General features: G+C 64.6%; 22 protein-coding genes. 15 read left to right on the forward strand and 7 right to left on the reverse strand.

The window, feature by feature from the left end; all coding sequences use genetic code 11:
* The first annotated feature begins 218 nt into the window (after positions 1-218).
* The 3 genes from I6F21_RS23300 (at position 219) to I6F21_RS23310 (ending at position 3153) form a co-directional block, all read left to right on the forward strand.
* A complete protein-coding gene (locus I6F21_RS23300; RefSeq protein ID WP_035998486.1) occupies positions 219-1937 on the forward strand; it encodes a PQQ-binding-like beta-propeller repeat protein in 1719 nt (572 codons plus the stop codon).
* A gap of 116 nt (positions 1938-2053) precedes the next feature.
* On the forward strand, positions 2054-2368 hold the full coding sequence (locus I6F21_RS23305; RefSeq protein ID WP_225112963.1) for a cytochrome c: 315 nt from the start codon (positions 2054-2056) through the stop codon (positions 2366-2368).
* A 17-nt stretch (positions 2369-2385) separates the two neighbouring features.
* Positions 2386-3153: a transporter substrate-binding domain-containing protein gene (locus tag I6F21_RS23310; RefSeq protein WP_035998489.1), complete on the forward strand. Its 768-nt coding sequence runs from the start codon at positions 2386-2388 to the stop codon at positions 3151-3153.
* A 36-nt stretch (positions 3154-3189) separates the two neighbouring features.
* Here the strand turns inward: I6F21_RS23310 and I6F21_RS23315 are convergent, their stop codons facing one another.
* Positions 3190-3834 (reverse strand): glutathione binding-like protein, encoded by a 645-nt coding sequence (locus I6F21_RS23315; RefSeq protein WP_225183478.1) that lies wholly within the window; start codon positions 3832-3834, stop codon positions 3190-3192.
* Positions 3835-3940: 106 nt separating this feature from the next.
* Here I6F21_RS23315 and I6F21_RS23320 point away from each other — a divergent pair, with 106 nt between their 5' ends.
* The gene (locus I6F21_RS23320; RefSeq protein WP_225156802.1) at positions 3941-4621 is read left to right on the forward strand and encodes a TetR/AcrR family transcriptional regulator; all 681 of its coding nucleotides are present in this window, start codon (positions 3941-3943) and stop codon (positions 4619-4621) included.
* Positions 4622-4636: 15 nt separating this feature from the next.
* Here the strand turns inward: I6F21_RS23320 and I6F21_RS23325 are convergent, their stop codons facing one another.
* Entirely contained in the window at positions 4637-5602 is a 966-nt protein-coding gene (locus tag I6F21_RS23325; protein WP_225183479.1) for a glyoxylate/hydroxypyruvate reductase A, read from the reverse strand.
* Between the two features lie 140 nt (positions 5603-5742).
* Between I6F21_RS23325 and I6F21_RS23330 the strand changes: the two genes are divergently transcribed.
* The 4 genes from I6F21_RS23330 to I6F21_RS23345 all read left to right on the forward strand — a co-directional run bounded on the left by I6F21_RS23330 (position 5743) and on the right by I6F21_RS23345 (position 8586).
* On the forward strand, positions 5743-6111 hold the full coding sequence (locus I6F21_RS23330) for a YciI family protein (protein ID WP_225183480.1): 369 nt from the start codon (positions 5743-5745) through the stop codon (positions 6109-6111).
* A complete protein-coding gene (locus tag I6F21_RS23335) occupies positions 6108-7409 on the forward strand; it encodes an RNA polymerase sigma factor (protein ID WP_036041341.1) in 1302 nt (433 codons plus the stop codon). Before I6F21_RS23330 ends, I6F21_RS23335 begins: the two co-directional genes overlap by 4 nt.
* Positions 7410-7602: 193 nt before the next feature.
* Complete coding sequence (gene kdpF / locus I6F21_RS23340) at positions 7603-8142, forward strand: K(+)-transporting ATPase subunit F (RefSeq protein WP_225126328.1); 540 nt, start codon at positions 7603-7605, stop codon at positions 8140-8142.
* Positions 8143-8172: 30 nt separating this feature from the next.
* Positions 8173-8586, forward strand: coding sequence for a VOC family protein (locus I6F21_RS23345; protein WP_109142498.1), 414 nt, complete (start codon positions 8173-8175; stop codon positions 8584-8586).
* A 197-nt stretch (positions 8587-8783) separates the two neighbouring features.
* Here the strand turns inward: I6F21_RS23345 and I6F21_RS23350 are convergent, their stop codons facing one another.
* From I6F21_RS23350 to I6F21_RS23360, 3 genes are all read right to left on the reverse strand, one after another.
* Positions 8784-9134 carry a hypothetical protein gene (locus I6F21_RS23350; protein WP_036041329.1) on the reverse strand — a complete coding sequence of 117 codons (351 nt, stop codon included), beginning with the start codon at positions 9132-9134 and terminating at the stop codon, positions 8784-8786.
* A gap of 395 nt (positions 9135-9529) precedes the next feature.
* On the reverse strand, positions 9530-9967 hold the full coding sequence (locus I6F21_RS23355; protein WP_035998510.1) for a hypothetical protein: 438 nt from the start codon (positions 9965-9967) through the stop codon (positions 9530-9532).
* Between the two features lie 114 nt (positions 9968-10081).
* Positions 10082-10870, reverse strand: coding sequence for an SDR family oxidoreductase (locus I6F21_RS23360; RefSeq protein WP_225183481.1), 789 nt, complete (start codon positions 10868-10870; stop codon positions 10082-10084).
* A 263-nt stretch (positions 10871-11133) separates the two neighbouring features.
* Here I6F21_RS23360 and I6F21_RS23365 point away from each other — a divergent pair, with 263 nt between their 5' ends.
* The 6 genes from I6F21_RS23365 (at position 11134) to I6F21_RS38870 (ending at position 14160) form a co-directional block, all read left to right on the forward strand.
* Entirely contained in the window at positions 11134-11538 is a 405-nt protein-coding gene (locus I6F21_RS23365) for a YciI family protein (protein ID WP_035998515.1), read from the forward strand.
* Positions 11539-11586: 48 nt separating this feature from the next.
* Complete coding sequence (locus tag I6F21_RS23370) at positions 11587-11952, forward strand: YciI family protein (RefSeq protein ID WP_035998517.1); 366 nt, start codon at positions 11587-11589, stop codon at positions 11950-11952.
* A 211-nt stretch (positions 11953-12163) separates the two neighbouring features.
* Positions 12164-12904 carry a TetR/AcrR family transcriptional regulator gene (locus I6F21_RS23375; RefSeq protein ID WP_225149241.1) on the forward strand — a complete coding sequence of 247 codons (741 nt, stop codon included), beginning with the start codon at positions 12164-12166 and terminating at the stop codon, positions 12902-12904.
* A gap of 121 nt (positions 12905-13025) precedes the next feature.
* Entirely contained in the window at positions 13026-13517 is a 492-nt protein-coding gene (locus tag I6F21_RS23380; RefSeq protein WP_225183482.1) for a DUF2852 domain-containing protein, read from the forward strand.
* 254 nt (positions 13518-13771) lie between these two features.
* A complete protein-coding gene (locus I6F21_RS23385) occupies positions 13772-14029 on the forward strand; it encodes a hypothetical protein (protein WP_225183483.1) in 258 nt (85 codons plus the stop codon).
* The gene (locus I6F21_RS38870; protein WP_271542926.1) at positions 14026-14160 is read left to right on the forward strand and encodes a hypothetical protein; all 135 of its coding nucleotides are present in this window, start codon (positions 14026-14028) and stop codon (positions 14158-14160) included. Before I6F21_RS23385 ends, I6F21_RS38870 begins: the two co-directional genes overlap by 4 nt.
* 33 nt (positions 14161-14193) lie before the next feature.
* On the opposite strand, the gene I6F21_RS23390 is transcribed toward I6F21_RS38870, so the two are convergent.
* Entirely contained in the window at positions 14194-15357 is a 1164-nt protein-coding gene (locus I6F21_RS23390) for a fatty acid desaturase (RefSeq protein WP_225183484.1), read from the reverse strand.
* A 255-nt stretch (positions 15358-15612) separates the two neighbouring features.
* On the opposite strand from I6F21_RS23390, the gene I6F21_RS23395 reads away from it, so the two are divergent.
* Complete coding sequence (locus I6F21_RS23395; RefSeq protein ID WP_225126320.1) at positions 15613-16383, forward strand: DapH/DapD/GlmU-related protein; 771 nt, start codon at positions 15613-15615, stop codon at positions 16381-16383.
* Positions 16384-16390: 7 nt separating this feature from the next.
* On the opposite strand, the gene I6F21_RS23400 is transcribed toward I6F21_RS23395, so the two are convergent.
* Positions 16391-16909, reverse strand: coding sequence for a DUF2231 domain-containing protein (locus I6F21_RS23400; protein WP_035998550.1), 519 nt, complete (start codon positions 16907-16909; stop codon positions 16391-16393).
* Positions 16910-17252 lie beyond the last annotated feature (343 nt).

Here is a 17252-nt window from a genome sequence, read left to right on the forward strand (position 1 = left end):
ACGCCCTGTGATCCGTCGTACAGTGTAACGGCAAGCAGAAGTACAACAGCAACCACTCCGGTGAACGTGGCTCCTCGGCGCGATGCGCCGAGAGAGGGGACGTCTGTTGACGATTCGGTCCGATGGAGGACGATCGACGCACACTGAACTGCAAATACCCCTCGCAAGCCGCATTCACGAGACGCAATCAACAAACACAAGAGCGGGAGGAAGTGCAAATGAGGAAACAGTGGCTCAGCTCGGCCTTGGCTGTCGTTGTCGTTGCGACACTTGCAGCGACGGCGGCATTGGCTCAGTCCGTGGATACGGCCCGGATCGAGGCCGCCGGCCAGAACGATTGGCTCACCTATCACGGTTCGTACAAATCCCATCACTACAGCCCGCTTACACAGATCAATACGAGCAATGTCGGCAATCTGGGCGTGGCATGGATGCACATTCCCGGGCGATCGACGCGCGGCCTGCAGTCGATGCCGCTCGTCGCCGACGGCGTGCTGTACTATTCGGGCTCTTACAGCCGGGTCTTCGCGCTGAACGGCGCCAGCGGCGAGGTGATCTGGTCGTTCTTTCCGGAGCTGGATGAAGCGCTGATCAGCCGCCAGACCCACTCGCCCTATAACCGCGGCGTCGCTCTCGGCGAAGGCAAGGTCTTCGTCGGCACCATGGACGGTCGTGTCTTCGGGCTGGACGCCAAGACCGGAAAGGTTCTCTGGGAGACCAGGCTGATCGACTCGCAGAAGCTGACGGTCGGCTTCACCGGCGCGCCGCTCTACGCCAAGGGCAGCGTGATCATCGGCGCGCAAGGCGGCGAATGGCCGGGCCGCGGCCCGATCTTCGCGCTCGATGCCGCAACCGGAAAGAAGAAGTGGGAGTTCCTCACGGTCGCAGGCACCGAAGAGGCGATGAAGACCTGGGGCAACGAGTCCTGGCGCACCGGCGGTGGTGGCGGCTGGATGCCGGGCACCTACGATTCCGAGACCAACACTGTCCTGTGGGGCACTGCGAATCCGGCGCCGCTCTACGATTGGTCGGGTCCAGACTACAAGACCCAGGGCGCGCGTCCCGGCGATAACCTCTATACGAGCTCGGTGATCGGCCTCGACATCGATACCGGCAAGCTGAAATTCTACCATCAGGAACTGCCGCACGATGCCTGGGACTTCGACAGCTCGGTCGGCGAATTCGTGATGCTCGAGCGTGATGGCCAGAAATACGTCGTCCATCCGAACAAGGGCGGCTTTGTCTTCGTCTACGACCGCAATCTCAAAGTGAAGAACGTCTGGCGGCTGGTCGAGAACATCAACTTCGTCAAGGATATCGATCCCAAGACCGGCGCGCTGATCGGCCGTCGCGATTTCCCGGTCGGCAAGGTCACCGAACCACCGCTGTGTCCGTTCATCGGCGGCGGCATCAGCTGGAACGCCGGCTCCTACAGCCCCAAGACCGGTCTCTATTACAAGATCGGACAGGAATGGTGCATGACGCTGGATATCCAGAAGACGACACCGGTCACCACGCCGCAGGTCCAGCTCAACATCGGTGCCGATTTCAAGATGGTGCCTCCTCCGGGTGGCGAGATCTACGGACATCTCGACGCGCGCGATCCCATCACGGGCGCGAAGAAATGGGAGGTTCGCTATCCCGAGCCTCCGCTCGGAAGCGTGCTGTCGACCGCAGGCAACCTCGTCTTCGTGCCTGATTCGCGTGGCGTGCTGCACGCCTATGATGCCGAAACCGGCGCCGAGCTATGGAGGCACAACAACGGCACCGGCCATCAGGGCGGCATCGTCAGCTACTCCGTCGGCGGCAAGCAATATATCGCGGTGACGGCGGGCTTCGGCGGGATGCTGGCGGACGAATATGCGCCGAACTTCGGCGGCGTCTACAAGAGCATGCCGCGTGACGACGGCGCCCTGGTCGTCTTCAGCCTGAAATAGTCTGCCGCAGATGTTCCGATCCTGGAGCGGGCGCAAGCCCGCTCCTCGATCGATGTCGCGGCGGTGCGCGGATCAGGAATGGAGCGTAGCTGTTGAGACTGTCTTGCAAGACGATTTTGGCGGGGCTGGGCGCCTCGTTGCTGTGGGCTGCGATGGCCCAGGCCCAATCCGCCACACCCGCGCCGGAGAACGCGGCGTTCGAGGTCGAGCAGGTGTTTGCGGGGACTTGCGGCTTCTGTCACTCCGACGGTGGCCGGGCCGCTGGGAAGGGGCCGCAACTGATGAATTCGCCGCGCGACGACGACTATATCCGCAGTCGCATCAAGCTCGGCAAGCAAGGAGCGATGCCAGCCTTTGACGGCGCCTTCACCGACGCCCAGATCGACCAGATGGTCAAGTACATCCGCGCCCTGAAACCGCGCGACGGCTGACTAGCATAGAGTGTGGAATGAAGACATTTGCCCCGGTCATCGTCGCTGCCGCCATCGTCCTGTCGGGGCAGGCGGCGGCGCGCCCCCTGGAGGCGATCCGCTCCAGCGGCGTGATCGGGCTCTGCGCACATCCCAATTCGCTTCCCTTCGCGCACAAGACCGGCGATCCGCCCGGCTTCCAGGTCGAACTCGGTCGGGTGCTGGCACGCGAGCTCGGTGTCTCGCTGCGGCTCGACTGGATCATCACGCAGTACCAGATGCGCAGCGCCGGCTGCGACATTCTCCTGGACGTCATCGCCGATCGCGAAGCGCAAGGCGAAACCCGTCTGAGAATCTCCAAGCCTTATTATCGCACAGGCGTCGCGCTCGCCGTGCCGTCATCCAGCACGCTCACGTCCTTCGCCAGCCTCAACGAATCGACCAAGGTGGGCGTGCAGGTTGGATCGATCGCAGCCATGATCATCGGTCAGCGGCGCGTGCCGATATCGACCTTCGGCTTCGAGAGCGACAGCCTGGAGGCCGTGTCGAACCGCGAGATCGACGCCGCCGCGGTCACGCCCACCGCCGCCAGCTATTTCAATCTGACCCACCCGGACAAACCGCTCCGGATCCTCGATCGCGACGAGAGCACGGCCGATCTGAACTGGAACGTCGGCGTCGGCATGGTCCGCCCGGACGATGCGTTGCGCGAAGCCATCGACGCAGCCGTGGAGCGGCTGCGCAGCGACGGCACGATAGACCGGATCTACCGCCGCTACGGCATCGCGCTGCAGGCGCCGAGATAGCGCGCTGCCGCGCGAATAAGGAGCTCGCGTGCGGCCTCAGGCCGCCGCCTTCTTCCGCGCGAGCTCGGCCTTGTACAGCTCGAACTCCTCCGCGATCGCCTTGGCAATCGAAGGTCGCTGACGCAGCCGCTCGTGATACGCCTTCAGGTTCGGCCATTTCGCAAGCTCGATCGGCGGCGTCGCCATGGTCCAGTTGATGACCGTGACGAGATAGGCATCGGCCACGCTGAAATGGTCGAGCAGGAACTCGCGTCCCTTCAGGTAATTGTCGAGATAGTCGAGCCGCGACAGGTTCTTTTCCAGGGCATAGGCCTTGACTTCCTGCGGCGCCTTGCGGTCGAGCATGGGGATGAAGAGACCCTTGTGCAGCTCGGCGCCGATGAAGCAGAGCCATTGATGCAGCCGCGTGCGCTCGATGCCGGCGCTCGCGCCGAGGCCGGCTTGCGGGTAACGGTCCGCGACATATTGCAGGATCGCAGCGTTCTCGGTCAGCACCATGCCTTCATCGGTGCGCAGCGTCGGCACGAGGCCGATCGGATTCACGGTGCGGAAGTCGGAGCCGTCGCTCAAGACCTTCTTGGTCGGCGGATCGACTTCGAGGTAGTTCGCCTCGGCGCCGGCTTCATACAGCGCGACGCGTGTCGCCATCGAGCAGGCAAGCGGCGAGAAATAGAGATCCATCTGTAGCCTCCTTGGGCAATTCCTCTTTGGGTGTCGCTCAACCTGGCCAGATTGATTTTTGTACCATCTTGCATAATATGGGTGAGGTCAAGGAATAACTTGCGGAATGGTACAAAAATCGAAGCCGCCAGCTGCTGCCAATCAGCCCGAGCGTCGCGGCGAGTCCGAGCGTCGCGGTGGGCCTAAGCGCCGCGGCCGTCCGCGCGCCTACGAGCCCGATATCGCGCTCGGCAAGGCGCTCGACCTGTTCCGCAAGCAGGGTTTCGCGGCCACCTCGCTCGACGATCTCAGCGCAGCCACCGGCATGAACCGGCCGAGCCTCTACGGCGCCTTCGGCGACAAGCGCGAGCTCTACATCAAGAGCTATCAGCGCTACCGCGACGAGGCGGGCGCGGCGATGGTCGCGATCTTCCGCGAGGAGATGCCGCTGCGCCAGCGGCTGGAGCGCATCTACGCAGCCGCGCTGGACATCTATCTGTCCGGCGACACCGGACCGCGCGGTTGCTTCACGGTCGTGACCGCGGCCTCCGAGGCGGTCGGCGATCCCGAGATCCGCGCCATGGTGCTGGACGGCCTCACCGGGCTCGACAAGGCCTTTGCCAGTTGCTTCCGCCGCGCCAAGGAGAAAGGCGAGCTGCCGGAGAGCGCCGATCCGTTCGCGCTGGCACAGATCGCATCGGCCACCATCCACACCATCGCCATCCGCTCCCGCGCCCGCGTGCCGCGCAAGGAGCTGGAGGCGATCGTCAAGTGCGCGATCGACGTGATGATCGGCGCCAAAGGATAAGCTGGAAGCGAAGCTTCAATATCCCCGCGTTCGGTCCACCACGTTCTCCAGCGCGCCGCCCGCCTCAAACCGGGCGATCTGCTCGGCGACATAGGCCGAGATCGCATCCGCGTCGGTGTCGGCGGCATTGTGCGGCGTCAACACCACCTTGGGGTGGGTCCAGAACCGGCTGTCCTTCGGCTGCGGCTCCTGCACGAAGACGTCGAGCGAGGCGGCGCCGAGCGTGCCGTCGTCGAGGCAGGCGAGAATATCGGCCTCGTTCTGCAGGCCGCCGCGGCCGGCATTGATCAGCACCGGCGCGCCGAGCGGGCTGGTGCGATTGAGCTTGGCGAAGACCTCGCGGTTGAGGATGCCGTGCGTGTCTGATGTCAGCGGCAGCAGGCAGACCAGGATATCGGTCTTGCGCAGGAACGCGTCCATTCCGGCGGCGCCATGGAAGCATTCGACGCCCTCGATCGTGCGCGGGCTGCGGCTCCAGCCGGCGACGCGGAAGCCGAGCCGCCGCAGCACGTCGGCCGCATCGGCGCCGAGCGTGCCCAGCCCCATGACGCCGACCGTGATCGCGCTCGCCGGCCACTGATATCTGGGCTCCCAGCGCTTCTCGCGCTGCGATTGCCGCAGGTAAAGCTCCTGGCGGTGATGCATCAGAACGTGCAGCACGACATATTCGGTCATGCGATTGGTGAGATCGGGCACGGCGACGCGCACCAGCGGCACCTCGGGCAGGCTCTTGTCCGCCATTAGCGCGTCAACGCCGGCGCCAAGGTTGAAGATCGCCCGCAGATTGGGGAACGCACCGAGATCGCCGGGCACCGGCTTCCACACCGCCGCATAATGCACCTCCGTCGGATCGAGCCCGGCGTCCGGCAGCAGCACCACGCGGCGTCCCCCGCAGACCGCGTCGAAGCGGGCCTTCCAGCGCTCCGGCAGCCAGTTCTGCTGCGTGCTGTTGATCAGGACGGCCAGTGTGCCCATGGTCATTCGAAGTGCCTCTTCAGGTTCCGCGCAAGAAGGCCCTCCTTGGCACGATCTGCCGGATTTTTCTTGCAAATTTTTTCCGCAGCGCTGTCGGGGCGGGGCATATTGGCGCGTCTTCAGAACAGACGAGGGAAGTGCTGCCCATGCTTTACGCCATTCTTTGCTATCACGATGAGGATTTCGTCGGCTCCTGGAGCAAGGAACAGGACGAGGCCGTGATGAAGAAGCTCACCGTGGTGCAGGAGAAGCTCACCAGGCAGGGTCGACTCGGGCCGGTGGCGCGGCTGTTGCCGACGACCGCGGCGGCGACGCTGCGCAAGGAGGATCCGCCGCTGGTGCTCGACGGTCCCTATGCCGAGACCAAGGAGCAGCTCCTCGGCTTCTACATCGTCGACTGCAAGAATCTCGACGACGCGCTCGACGTCGCACGCGAGCTGGGTGCCGTCAATCCCGGCGGCGCCTATGAGGTGCGTCCCGTCGGTGTGTTCCGGCCCGGAGGAAACCTGACGTGAGCGAGGCCGATACCGCCTGGATCGAGACTGCGCTGACTTCGGCGCGACCCCAGGCGGTCGGCGCGCTGCTGCGCTATTTCCGCGATCTCGACACCGCCGAGGAGGCGTTTCAGAACGCCTGCCTGCGCGCGCTCAAGACCTGGCCGCAGAATGGGCCGCCGCGCGATCCCGCGGCCTGGCTGATCATGGTCGGCCGCAACGTCGCGATCGACGAAGTGCGACGCGCGCGCAGGCAGCAGCCGCTGCCTGAGGACGACCAGGCGATCTCCGATCTCGACGACGCCGAGGGCGAACTCGCCGAGCGGCTCGACGGCTCGCACTATCGCGACGACATCTTGCGGCTGATGTTCATCTGCTGCCATCCGGGACTGCCGGCGACGCAGCAGATCGCGCTGGCGCTGCGCATCGTCTCGGGCCTCACGGTGAAGCAGATCGCCCGCGCGTTCCTGGTCTCGGAAGCGGCGATGGAGCAGCGCATCACGCGCGCCAAGGCAAAGGTGGCCGAGGCCGGGACGCCGTTCGAGGCGCCGGGCGCGGTCGAGCGCTCTGAGCGGCTCGCCGGCGTCGCGGCGATGATCTACCTGATCTTCAATGAAGGCTATTCGGCGAGCGGTGACACCGCGGAGATCAGGAAGCCGCTGTGCGAGGAGGCGATCCGGCTGGCGCGGCTGCTGCTGCGGCTGTTTCCGAGCGAGCCGGAGATCATGGGCCTGACCGCGCTGATCCTGTTGCAGCACGCGCGCAGCGCGGCGCGCTTTGCCGCGGACGGGTCGCTGATCCTGCTGGACGATCAGGATCGTTCGTTGTGGAACGGCACCATGATCGCGGAGGGCCTCGCGCTGATCGACAAGGCGATGCGCCACCGCCGCAGCGGGCCCTACCAGATCCAGGCCGCGATCGCCGCCCTGCATGCGCGCGCGGCGACGCCGGAGGAGACCGACTGGACGGAGATCGACCTGCTCTACGGCGCGCTCGAAGTGGTGCAGCCCTCGCCGGTGGTGACGCTCAATCGGGCGGTCGCGGTCTCCAAGGTGCGCGGGCCGCAGGCCGCGCTCGAGCTGATCGAGCCGCTGGCGCCGAAGCTCGCCAATTATTTCCATTTCTACGGCGTGCGCGGCGCCTTCCTGATGCAGCTCGGCCGCAACGACGAAGCCCGAATCGCCTTCGACCGCGCCATCGCGCTCGCCAACACCTCGGCCGAAGCCGCCCACATCCGCATGCATCTCGATCGCCTGATCCGGGACAGCCAGCCGAAGCGCAGCGATGGCAGCGTGAAGTTGGGTACGAAGGCAAAGTAGGCCCGTCTGCCTCCACATCGTCATGCCCGGGCTTGTCCCGAGCATCCACGGTCTTTCCATCTACGCCAAGAACGTGGATGGCCGGGATAAGCCCGGCCATGACGAGCGGTGGGCAGTGCGCCAAAGAAATTCTCTCCCATTGTCGGCCCCCGCCGTTCCCCTTCGTCTTAATCCCGTACCAGGGGAGCCATCCATGCTGAAAGCCATTGCCGTCATCGCCATCGTTCTCGCCGCCGGCCTTGCCGCGGTCCTCGTCTTCGCCCTGACGAAACCCGACACGTTCCGTGTGGAACGCTCGCTCGCCGTCAAGGCACCGGCCGCTGTGATCTATCCGCTGGTTGCCGATTTCCATCGCTGGACCGCCTGGTCGCCGTATGAGACCCGCGATCCCGCCATGAAGCGGACGTTCGGCGGAACCGCGGCAGGGAAGGGTGCGACCTATGCCTGGGAAGGCAACAACAAGGTCGGCGCCGGCCATATGGAGATCCTGGAGGCGAACGGCCCCTCCAAGCTCCGCATCAAGCTTGATTTCGAGCGGCCGTTCGAAGGCCACAACACCGCCGAGTTCACCTTTGTGCCGCAAGGCGATGCCACACTCGTCACATGGGTAATGTACGGTCCGGCCCCGTTCCTGTCCAAGCTGATGCAGGTGTTCTTCAACATGGACAGCATGATCGGCAAGGATTTCGAGACCGGCCTCGCCGGCCTGAAGAAGCTCACCGAGAAGCAATAAGCCTCACTGCAAACGAAGAGGAGAGAAACGATGCTCAATCCCTATCTGTTCTACCAGGACAATTGCGAAGCAGCGTTCAACTATTACGCCAAGGTTCTCGGCGGCAAGATCGACGCGATGATGCGCGCATCGGATGCTCCGCCGGAGGTGCCGGCTACGCCCGGCCGCGAGAAGATGATCATGCATGCGCGGATGTCACTGCCGGACGGCACGGTATTGATGGCCTCCGACTCGCCGGCCGAGCATTTCCAGAAGCCGCAGGGCTTTGCAATCTCGATTACAGTCAAGGACCCCGCGGATGGTGAGCGCAAGTTCAACGCGCTTGCCGACGGCGGCAGCGTCACCATGCCCTTCAGCAAGACGTTCTGGGCCAAGGGCTTCGGCATGTGTGTCGACAAGTTCGGCATTCCCTGGATGGTGAATTGCCCGGCCGAGGGCATGTGATAGGAGCATGATCCGGAAAAGTGTGAAGCGGTTTTCCGAAAAGATCATGCTCAAACAACAACCTAAAGCGCGATGACGATTTATCCTATCGCATCGCGCTTTGGGCGCGACCGTCACGTTGCGATCCCCTCTCTCCAATGCTGCGGGAGAGGGGACGTACGTTTCGTTACGTCAGGCGCCGATCAGCCGTTGTCCTTTCACCGGATTGATCCGGTGACGTCCTCGGGCGGCGGCGACGATTCCACGCAGCGAGGACAGATCACGAGCTTGGCGCCCAGCTTCCTGTCGTTCTCCGCCTGTATCTCGTCCTGGACCGCCCACCACGCCTCGGAATAGGGGCGCAATGTGCCGAGCACTTTTTCGCGCTCCTGATTGGGATCACTTGCAGCCGGCGCGCCGGTCGTGACGCGCCGCTTGGCCACATGCGGACGGTTCGGATCCTTGCCGAGGCCATCCCATGCAATGGCGCGGCGTTCCTGCGCTGGCGCCTCTGCGCATCCGATCAGCGCTGTGCAAAAAGTGAGCACGATCAAGCCGTGTCGAATCATGCCGGGCTTTTGCCTCCACAATCGGCGCGCAGAATCTGCGTGAGACACGCGCATCGTCGGTTCAATGGAACTCAAGGCAAAACAAACTTGCCGGCATGGCCGAATATGAGTCGTGCTTTCGCATCACTTTGCGGACGCAGTGAGGCCGCTTCGTGAAGCGAGCTGCATCGCACAACAATTGGCGCAAGATTGGGCTGTGCTCTGCACGTCAGAATCGTTATTGGTGAGTCATAAAAGCTACAAACTGGGATGGACGTCACTTGCAAGGGGAGCGACCGATGGCGGCGGCGCTACAGATCAACTTTGCTCTTTGGGGAATGCTCATTTGCGCCAGCGCGAAGCTGGCGCCAGTGATCCAGACGCTGTTTTGAAAGCGGTGGCGGCTGCCGGCTGTATCAGCGGCAACGCGGATAGATCGCGGCGAGATCGCGCCCCTTCAACAGCAGCAACCGCGAGGTCAGACCGCCACGTCGGCTGATCCAGTCGCGCACCGGACCGGGATAGGCGGCAAGCACCGCGACCGATGCTTCCGGCTCGGCATAGAAGCGGCCGCGCCGGTCAACCGAGCGTGCGGCATGGAAGCCGAGCACGGCGCGCTTGGTGACGCAGATGCGCTCGCCCGGCACGATGCTCAGCACCAGCGTGCAGGCGGACAGGCAGGGGCCGTCGATCACCACGCGCTCGCCACTGTCGCGGACCTTTTCGAACAGATCGAGGAACGGCCCGACCTGTCCGCCCGGGGACTGGATGATGCGGATCTCGGCCGCCGCAGGCGCGGCGGCGAGCAGCGCGGATGCAAGCATCAGAGCTTTGAGAAAGGTGATGCGTTGCATGAACTCTCCACCAACTCGCTTTCGTAGGGTGGGCAAAGCGTAGCGTGCCCACCATCCGCACCGCAAATTTGGGATCGGCGCGTTGCGCCTTTGCCCACCCTACAAATCCTGCGCCTACCCGTTGCGCCTTTGCCCGCGCAGCGTCGGCAGGCCGATGCCCGCCGCATCGAAGCCGCCGTCCACGGCCAAAATTTGGCCGGTGATGTAGCTCGCGCGGTCCGAGCACAGGAAATAGATCGCTTCCGCGAGTTCCTCTTCCAGGCCGTAGCGGTTGAGCGGAATGGCGTCGTGATAGTCGGCGCGGATCTCCTTGGTGTGCACCTGCTTCGCCATCGCGGTGTCGACCGGCCCCGGTGCGACCGCGTTGACGCGGATGTTGAGGGAGGCGAGCTCGACCGCGAGCTGCTTGGTAAGGTGTGCAAGGCCTGCTTTGCTGGTGCCGTAGGCCGAGCGCAGTGTCGAAGCGCGCACGGCTGAGATCGAGGTGATGTTGACGATGGCGCCGCCACCACCGTCGCGCATCAGGGGCACCGCGGCCTTGGTGCAGAGGAACGGTCCGGTGAGGTTGACCTCGAGCACGCGGCGCCAGTCGGCATCCGACGTCTCCATCAGCGGCGCGAACACCGCGATGCCGGCATTGTTGACCAGCGCGTCCAGCCGGCCGAACCGCCGCTCGTTCGTCGTCATTGCGGTGCTGACTGCGGCCGCGTCGGCGACATCGCAGGTCAGCGCCAGCGTCGCCTCGCTCTGGCCGATGTCCGCGACCGCGCGGCCGAGCAGTTCGTGCTCGATGTCGAGCAGGGCCACGCGCCAGCCCTCGGCCAAGAATTTCTTCGCGGTCGCAAGCCCGATGCCGCGGGCGGCACCGGTGACGAGGGCGACTTTTTGCGGGGCCTGCGGCATTGGCTGATCTGTCCTGTGTCCGGGAGCAGCGCGCGAAGCGCCGGTTCCTTTTACTGCGCTTTCGTTCCGGCATGAAAGGCCTCGCCGAGCCGATCGAGCCCGATCCGGTCCCAGAATGCGCCAGCCGGCTGCACTCCGGCCTCTAAATAATTTCTGTCCCGCTGTCGGCCCGGCAGAAGGCCGTTCGTCTTGGAGGGGAGCGCGGGCCAGCCGTTTCCGCCCGCAGGACATATCGGAGTGACTGAGAGCAGCGAGGAAATCCCATGCGATTCATGATGCTGATGATCCCGCTCGGCTACGAGAACGCGCCGCCGGAGCTGCAGCTCGATCCCGAGCGCGTCGCCGCGATGATGCGCTACAACGAGGCGCTGAAGGACGCAGGCGTGCTGATCACGCTCGATGGGCTGCACCCGCCGTCGACCGGGGCACGCGTCTCGTTTGCGACCGGCCAGCCCATCGTCACCGACGGGCCCTTCGCGGAAGCCAAGGAAGTCCTGGGTGGCTATTGGATGATCGAGGTCGCCTCGCGCGCCGAGGCGATCGCATGGGCCAAGAAATGTCCCGCTTCAGCCAACGAGATCATCGAGGTCCGCCAGGTGCAGGAGATGGCCGACTACTCGCCCGAAGTGCAGGAGATCGTCGCCGGGTTTGGCGACCTGAAGACGTAGACGAGACGGCGGCTGCGCGATTCCCAATCAACCCTGAGGAGAAAACCCATGAGCACCGAACACAAATTTCTCGCCGTCTATCTCGGCAGCACGAGCGGATCGAAAATGGCGGCGTGGCGCGCGATGCCCGAGGCCGAGCGGAAGGCGAAGGAGCAGGAGGGCATGGCCGCCTGGCACGGCTGGGTCGAGAAGCACAAGTCCGTGATCGTCGAGATGGGCGGCCCGCTCGGCAAGACCCGCAGGATCGACGGGAGCGGAATCACCGAGGTCAGCAACGCGCTGACCGGTTTCACGGTGGTGCGTGCCGCCTCGCAGGAGGACGCTGCAAAGCTGTTCGAGAACCATCCGCATTTTGCGGTCTTCCCGGGCGAGGCGATCGAAGTCATGCCCGTGCTGCCGATTCCGGAGATGTAGCCCTGAGCGAATAGGTATCCGGGCGGCCAAGTGGGCGTCATTCCGGGGCGGTCCGCAGGACCGAACCCGGAATCTCGACATTCTCAGGTGCGCAAGCGCGCACCATAGTTCGGCTCTATGAGCCGCCCGGAATGACTGCGGAGAATACGGGTTAATCACGAGCGATTCCCGCTAGTGACCTTCACGCCCGGCTCATGTAAAGCTCGTTCACATGAGCTGGCGCAAGGAGCAGCGCCGCGCCGAGCGCGGCTATCACCACGGCAATCTGAAGGAAGCCCTGTTGCAGGCGGCCCTCGGGCTGATCGCCGAGAAGGGGGCGGCCGGCTTCACCTTCGCCGACGCCGCGCGCATGGCCGGAGTCAGTGCGGCGGCGCCCTACCGGCATTTCCGCGACCGTGACGAGCTGCTGTCCTCTATCGCCCAGCGCGGTTTCGAGCAGTTCGAGGCGCGCCTGTCGGCGGCCTGGGACGACGGGCGGCCCGACACCGTCACCGCCTTCGAGCGCGTCGGCAAGGCCTATCTCGCCTTTGCCCGCGCGGAGCCGGCCTTCTACAACGCGATGTTCGAATCGGGCGTGCCGGTCGATGCCAATCCCGCACTTCAGGCGGCCAGCGAACGCGCCTTCAACATCATTCGAGCCGCAGCCGAGCGGCTCGCCGCACTGACGCCGCCCGGCACACCCCGCCCGCCGGCGATGATGATGGCGCTGCACATCTGGTCGATGTCGCATGGCGTGGCCTCGCTGTTTTCCCGCGGCGATGCTGCGCGACGCAAGCTGCCGATGTCGCCGGACGAGCTGCTGGAGGCCGAGGTGCTGATCTATCTGCGCGGCCTCGGCTTCCCGATCGACCGCCGTCCTCCGGCCAGGGGCGCCGAGCCGCCGCCGGTGCCGCCGGAGGCTCCCTCCGGTTCGAGCCTGCCGCCCGGCAGCCCCTGGGGCAAGCCGAAATAAGATTGCGATAGTAATCACGCGGCCGTGTCTTGCTGCCAGCTTGACAAAATCGCGGGATGGTCTAGCTATGTAAATGTTATTTACATTCACAACGGCGCTGGTGCCGTGATGGAGAAGGGAAATGGCCTACACCGCTGATGTCAATCGCTGGCGCGGCCCGTCGAACCAACAGCAATATTACGAGCGCCCCCGCATGCTGGACACGCCCTGGCATCCCGGCTGGATCGCCGTGACCATTCTCGGCTTCATCATCTGGTGGCCGATCGGACTTGCCCTTCTCTTTTTCACACTCGGGAGCAGAAGAATGTCGTGCTGGAGCAATCAGGATCGCTGGCAGAACAAGATGGAAAAGATGCAGTACAAGATGGATCGCATGCGCGACCGCATGGAGCGCCGCGGCTTCGGTTTTGGCTTCGGCCCGCAGTCCTCCGGCAACCGCGCCTTCGACGAGTATCGCAGTGAGACGCTGCGCCGGCTCGAGGAAGAGCAGGTCGAGTTCAAGAACTTCCTCGACCGCCTGCGTCACGCCAAGGACAAGGAAGAGTTCGACCAGTTCATGGCGCAGCACAAGACGCGTCCGACCCCGCCGCCGACCGATCAGCAGCAGGGCTGATCCGAAGAATTGCACCTCTCAAAGCCTTCAGGCGCATGCCCCCAAAGTCCTGATGGCCCCGAGCCGCCCGTCTGCGCAACCCGCAGGCGGGCGGTTTGGCTTATGTCACACTTCGATGGTCGTCCTGGCGATGCGAAGCGCCTGCGAGGGCTTTGCGAGGCCCATCACGCAGATGTGCAGGATCGATAGAACCCGGACCGCGCGAGCACCGACCAAGCCTTGACTGCGCCTCCGCGGCGCCGACGGGCACGATCATGACCTACATTGAACGCAAACAAATCAGCCAGCGCCTCGCATTGTTCGAGCGCGCGGCCGTGTTGTTCGAGCGCTTCGGCCCTGTGGTGCCGGTGGCGATCGCGTTCCTCAATGGGTGGCCCACGGAAGTTCAGCTCTACCCGGAATGGCAGCTCGGCGAGTCCTGGCGGTTGTTTCTCAGCGCCAATCTATATTGGGGCGCATCGTACGCACTCAGCCGCGCTGTGTCGTTCGCGCAGGGAAGTATCGTCCCATGATCCTGCTCCGCGATTTCGCGCTTTTCGTCCTGCCGGTGCTGATCGCCGCAGGCGGCTGGCTCTATGCGCTCAGCCTCCGCAAGCAAGCTGACCCCGGCCGCGCCCGCGATGGACGCGCCCCGGCAGCATGACCGCTGCCGGCCGGTGTCGCATGGCGTGAAGCTTCAGCGCGCCGTGGCGAGTTGCGCGTGAACCGAGGCCAGGAAGTATTCGTAGGCGTGGTCGACGATCTCGTTGAGCGATCGCGTGCGCGCGAACATCGCCTTGGCTTCCGCGAGAAACTCCTCGCGGGTCGGAATCTTCGGCAGATGCAGATGCGTCAGCGCGTCGACACCTTCGTGCGCGCGATTGAGAATGTCGTGCAGCGACGGCAGCTGCAACTGGGCGAGATCGGCCCGGCGGCGTGCCGACGAGATCGCATGCGCCAGGGTTTGCGCATCGAACCGTCCGGCGAGCTCGCGGGCCGCCCGCTGGATGACCCGCGCGCCGAGCGGCTGCTCGTTGCGCAGCACCTGTTCGGGCGGCGCCTTCATGTTCCAGACGACGCCGATCCACGACAGCAGCGTCAGGATGTAATAGGTCACGTCGACCTCCCACCAGCGAAAGCCCTGTCGCACGCTGCTCTGATAGGCGTGGTGATTGTTGTGCCAGCCTTCACCGAGCGTGACCAATGCCAGCAGCCAGTTGTTACGGGAATCATCGCCGGTCACGTAGCGCTTGCGCCCGTGCACATGGGCAAGCGAATTGATGCAGAAGGTCGCGTGATAGACCAGCACCGTGCTCCAGAGGAAGCCGACCACCAGACCCGACCATCCTGCGACCAGGAAGCAGAGCCCTGCCAGCACGAAGGCCGGCAGCAGCTCCAGCCGATGCAGCCACATCAGCTCGGGATAGGCGGCGAGATCGCCGACCTTCACGAGGTCGGTTGCGTCGTGCTGCCGGTAAAAGATCCAGCCGAGATGGCTATAGAGGAAGCCGCGGTGACGCGGTGAATGCACGTCGTTTTCAGTGTCGGAATGCAGGTGATGGTGGCGATGCTTGGCGGCCCACCACAACACGCTCTTCTGGGCGCTGCTTTGCGCAAGGCAGGCCAGGATGAACTGAAACACCCGGCTGGTCGCAAACGCCCGATGCGAGAAATAGCGATGGTAGCCGGCTCCGATCGCGAACATCCGCAAGCAATAGAGTGAGACGCAGATCGCGACCGCCTCCCAGGTGACGCCCGACCAGATTGCCGCAAGGCAGCCGAGATGGACCAGCAGGAACGGCAGGGCGGATGGATACATGATGTCGTCGTGCTGGTCGTCGGCGGGGGCGTTGAGCGGCATATTTGAGCGTGACCTCGGATGACGTGGATTCGGAACTGGCCGGCAGCTTGGCGTCCGGCGGGTACCAAAACCCGCGGATGCCACCGCGGGCTTCGGCCGAAGGCTGGCCGCAGCTCTCTGGCAAGCAAGCCCGTAGCCTTACGGGGAGCATGGCGCACAGGTGGCCGCGCGTGTTGCCGACGCCAATTGGCGCGCAGGCGGCCTGCGTCCTATATTCGACAGCGAGAAGCAAGCGTCAAAACACCGCAGGCGGCAATGCGGACGGAGACTGCGATCGTGGCGAGCGACATCCTCTGGCAGGAGATACGCGGCGAGGCGCGGCGCGCCGCAGCGGCGGATCCCGTCTTCGGCAAGGCTGTCGCCGATGCCATCCTTGCCCATGACGATTTTACCGCTGCCTTGGCCGATCTGATCGGGCGTCGGCTGGGCGGCAGCGCCGCCGATCGCGAGCGCTTCACGACGTTTTCCCGCGATGCCTTTCGCGGCCAACCGGATCTGGTCGAAGCGGCCGGCCGCGATCTGCGCGCCATCGTGCTCCGTGATCCCGCCATCGCCGGATTGTTGCCGCCGCTGCTGCACTTCAAGGGCTATGTCGCCCTGCAGTCCTGGCGCGTCTCGCACTGGCTATGGCGTCATGACCATCGTGATGCGGCGCTGCTGTTGCAGAACGAGGCTTCGAACGTCCTGCAGGTCAGCATTCATCCGGCCGCGAGCCTCGGCTCGTCGGTTTATCTCGACCATGCCACCGGCATCGTGATCGGTGCCAATGTCGTCATCGGCGACGAGGTGACCATCCTTCAGAATGTCAGCATCGGACGCCATGGCGACCTGCCGATGCGCTCGCCTCGCATCGGTCGCGGCGTGTTCATCGGCTCCGGCGCGACCATCCTCGGCGACATCGAGATCGGCGACTTCGCCAAGATCGGCGCCGGGACTGTCGTGACCGGTGACGTGCCTGGCGGCTGCACCGCAATCGGCAATCCCGCGCGGCTCACCAATTGCCTTGCGGCCGCTTCGTCCGCTTGACTGTCGCTCAGGCGGCGCGGCGGTGGCTTTCGCCGCCATGATGCGGGTTGACCGGCTCCGAGCTGGTCTGGCCCGGCGCATCCAGCACCGCGACGTGGTGGCGATAGACCATTTCCCAGCCCTTCCATCCCGTGAACAGGAGGATGCCGACCACGACCAGGGACAGCACGACGCCCCAGGGCTTGATCGCCGCCTCCGCGCCTTGGGCGTAGCGGAGATAGAAATTGACCAGGGCCAGCACCACCGCCGCGAGATTGCCGACCATGTGGTACCAGGCATCGTTCAGGCGGCGGATGCGTGGCTCGCTGAAGAAGTCGGTGAAGCCGGCTGCGGCGGCAACCAGCGCCATGACGATGCCGGCGCCGATCAGCCACATCGCGGCGCGTGCCCAAAAACCGTCGCCGGTTCCGATGAAGGCCAGATCGGCGATGGGAGCGCCGACCAGGAACGCGACGGGGAACGGAATCAGCATGGGGTGGAGCGGGTGATCGCCGATCGCGGCGGTCGTCTTGGGGTTGATGGACATGGCAGGACCTCGCTGAGAGTGATTTTCCGGACAATTTTTGGCACGAGAGCAGGTTCCTCCGGCCGGTGCGTCTGGAACACGGGATCCGGGGTCCATCCCCCTGCACGGACTGTCTTTCCTGCAGCCAAATGCGCCGCCGGTAACCCCGCATTAACCATCGGCGGGCTCTGGTATGTGCGGACAGGCGTGCCCGGAGCCCGACGTCAAGGCCTGGGGTCGAGGCCCCTTAGTTTTGACATCTTGGCGGGGAATGCAGGCGGCCGGCTTTTGACGAGCCTTTGGACGAGCCCTGCACCCCAGAAAGACAAGGCTTTGAGCGGGCTTGCCCGCCGCGCGGGTCCAG

The sequence above is a fragment of the Bradyrhizobium sp. NBAIM03 genome (assembly GCF_020194055.1).
GTDB classification, from domain to species: domain Bacteria; phylum Pseudomonadota; class Alphaproteobacteria; order Rhizobiales; family Xanthobacteraceae; genus Bradyrhizobium; species Bradyrhizobium yuanmingense.

What these genes read in the sequence shown, in the direction of transcription:
- I6F21_RS23300 (WP_035998486.1), top strand. Translation starts at nt 219, where the DNA reads ATGAGGAAACAGTGGCTCAGCTCGGCCTTGGCTGTCGTTGTCGTTGCG.
- I6F21_RS23310 (WP_035998489.1), top strand. Translation starts at nt 2,386, where the DNA reads ATGAAGACATTTGCCCCGGTCATCGTCGCTGCCGCCATCGTCCTGTCG.
- I6F21_RS23315 (WP_225183478.1), bottom strand. Translation starts at nt 3,834, where the DNA reads ATGGATCTCTATTTCTCGCCGCTTGCCTGCTCGATGGCGACACGCGTC.
- I6F21_RS23320 (WP_225156802.1), top strand. Translation starts at nt 3,941, where the DNA reads ATGGTACAAAAATCGAAGCCGCCAGCTGCTGCCAATCAGCCCGAGCGT.
- I6F21_RS23325 (WP_225183479.1), bottom strand. Translation starts at nt 5,602, where the DNA reads ATGACCATGGGCACACTGGCCGTCCTGATCAACAGCACGCAGCAGAAC.
- I6F21_RS23330 (WP_225183480.1), top strand. Translation starts at nt 5,743, where the DNA reads ATGCTTTACGCCATTCTTTGCTATCACGATGAGGATTTCGTCGGCTCC.
- kdpF (WP_225126328.1), top strand. Translation starts at nt 7,603, where the DNA reads ATGCTGAAAGCCATTGCCGTCATCGCCATCGTTCTCGCCGCCGGCCTT.
- I6F21_RS23345 (WP_109142498.1), top strand. Translation starts at nt 8,173, where the DNA reads ATGCTCAATCCCTATCTGTTCTACCAGGACAATTGCGAAGCAGCGTTC.
- I6F21_RS23350 (WP_036041329.1), bottom strand. Translation starts at nt 9,134, where the DNA reads ATGATTCGACACGGCTTGATCGTGCTCACTTTTTGCACAGCGCTGATC.
- I6F21_RS23355 (WP_035998510.1), bottom strand. Translation starts at nt 9,967, where the DNA reads ATGCAACGCATCACCTTTCTCAAAGCTCTGATGCTTGCATCCGCGCTG.
- I6F21_RS23360 (WP_225183481.1), bottom strand. Translation starts at nt 10,870, where the DNA reads ATGCCGCAGGCCCCGCAAAAAGTCGCCCTCGTCACCGGTGCCGCCCGC.
- I6F21_RS23365 (WP_035998515.1), top strand. Translation starts at nt 11,134, where the DNA reads ATGCGATTCATGATGCTGATGATCCCGCTCGGCTACGAGAACGCGCCG.
- I6F21_RS23370 (WP_035998517.1), top strand. Translation starts at nt 11,587, where the DNA reads ATGAGCACCGAACACAAATTTCTCGCCGTCTATCTCGGCAGCACGAGC.
- I6F21_RS23375 (WP_225149241.1), top strand. Translation starts at nt 12,164, where the DNA reads ATGAGCTGGCGCAAGGAGCAGCGCCGCGCCGAGCGCGGCTATCACCAC.
- I6F21_RS23380 (WP_225183482.1), top strand. Translation starts at nt 13,026, where the DNA reads ATGGCCTACACCGCTGATGTCAATCGCTGGCGCGGCCCGTCGAACCAA.
- I6F21_RS23385 (WP_225183483.1), top strand. Translation starts at nt 13,772, where the DNA reads ATGACCTACATTGAACGCAAACAAATCAGCCAGCGCCTCGCATTGTTC.
- I6F21_RS38870 (WP_271542926.1), top strand. Translation starts at nt 14,026, where the DNA reads ATGATCCTGCTCCGCGATTTCGCGCTTTTCGTCCTGCCGGTGCTGATC.
- I6F21_RS23390 (WP_225183484.1), bottom strand. Translation starts at nt 15,357, where the DNA reads ATGCCGCTCAACGCCCCCGCCGACGACCAGCACGACGACATCATGTAT.
- I6F21_RS23395 (WP_225126320.1), top strand. Translation starts at nt 15,613, where the DNA reads ATGCGGACGGAGACTGCGATCGTGGCGAGCGACATCCTCTGGCAGGAG.
- I6F21_RS23400 (WP_035998550.1), bottom strand. Translation starts at nt 16,909, where the DNA reads ATGTCCATCAACCCCAAGACGACCGCCGCGATCGGCGATCACCCGCTC.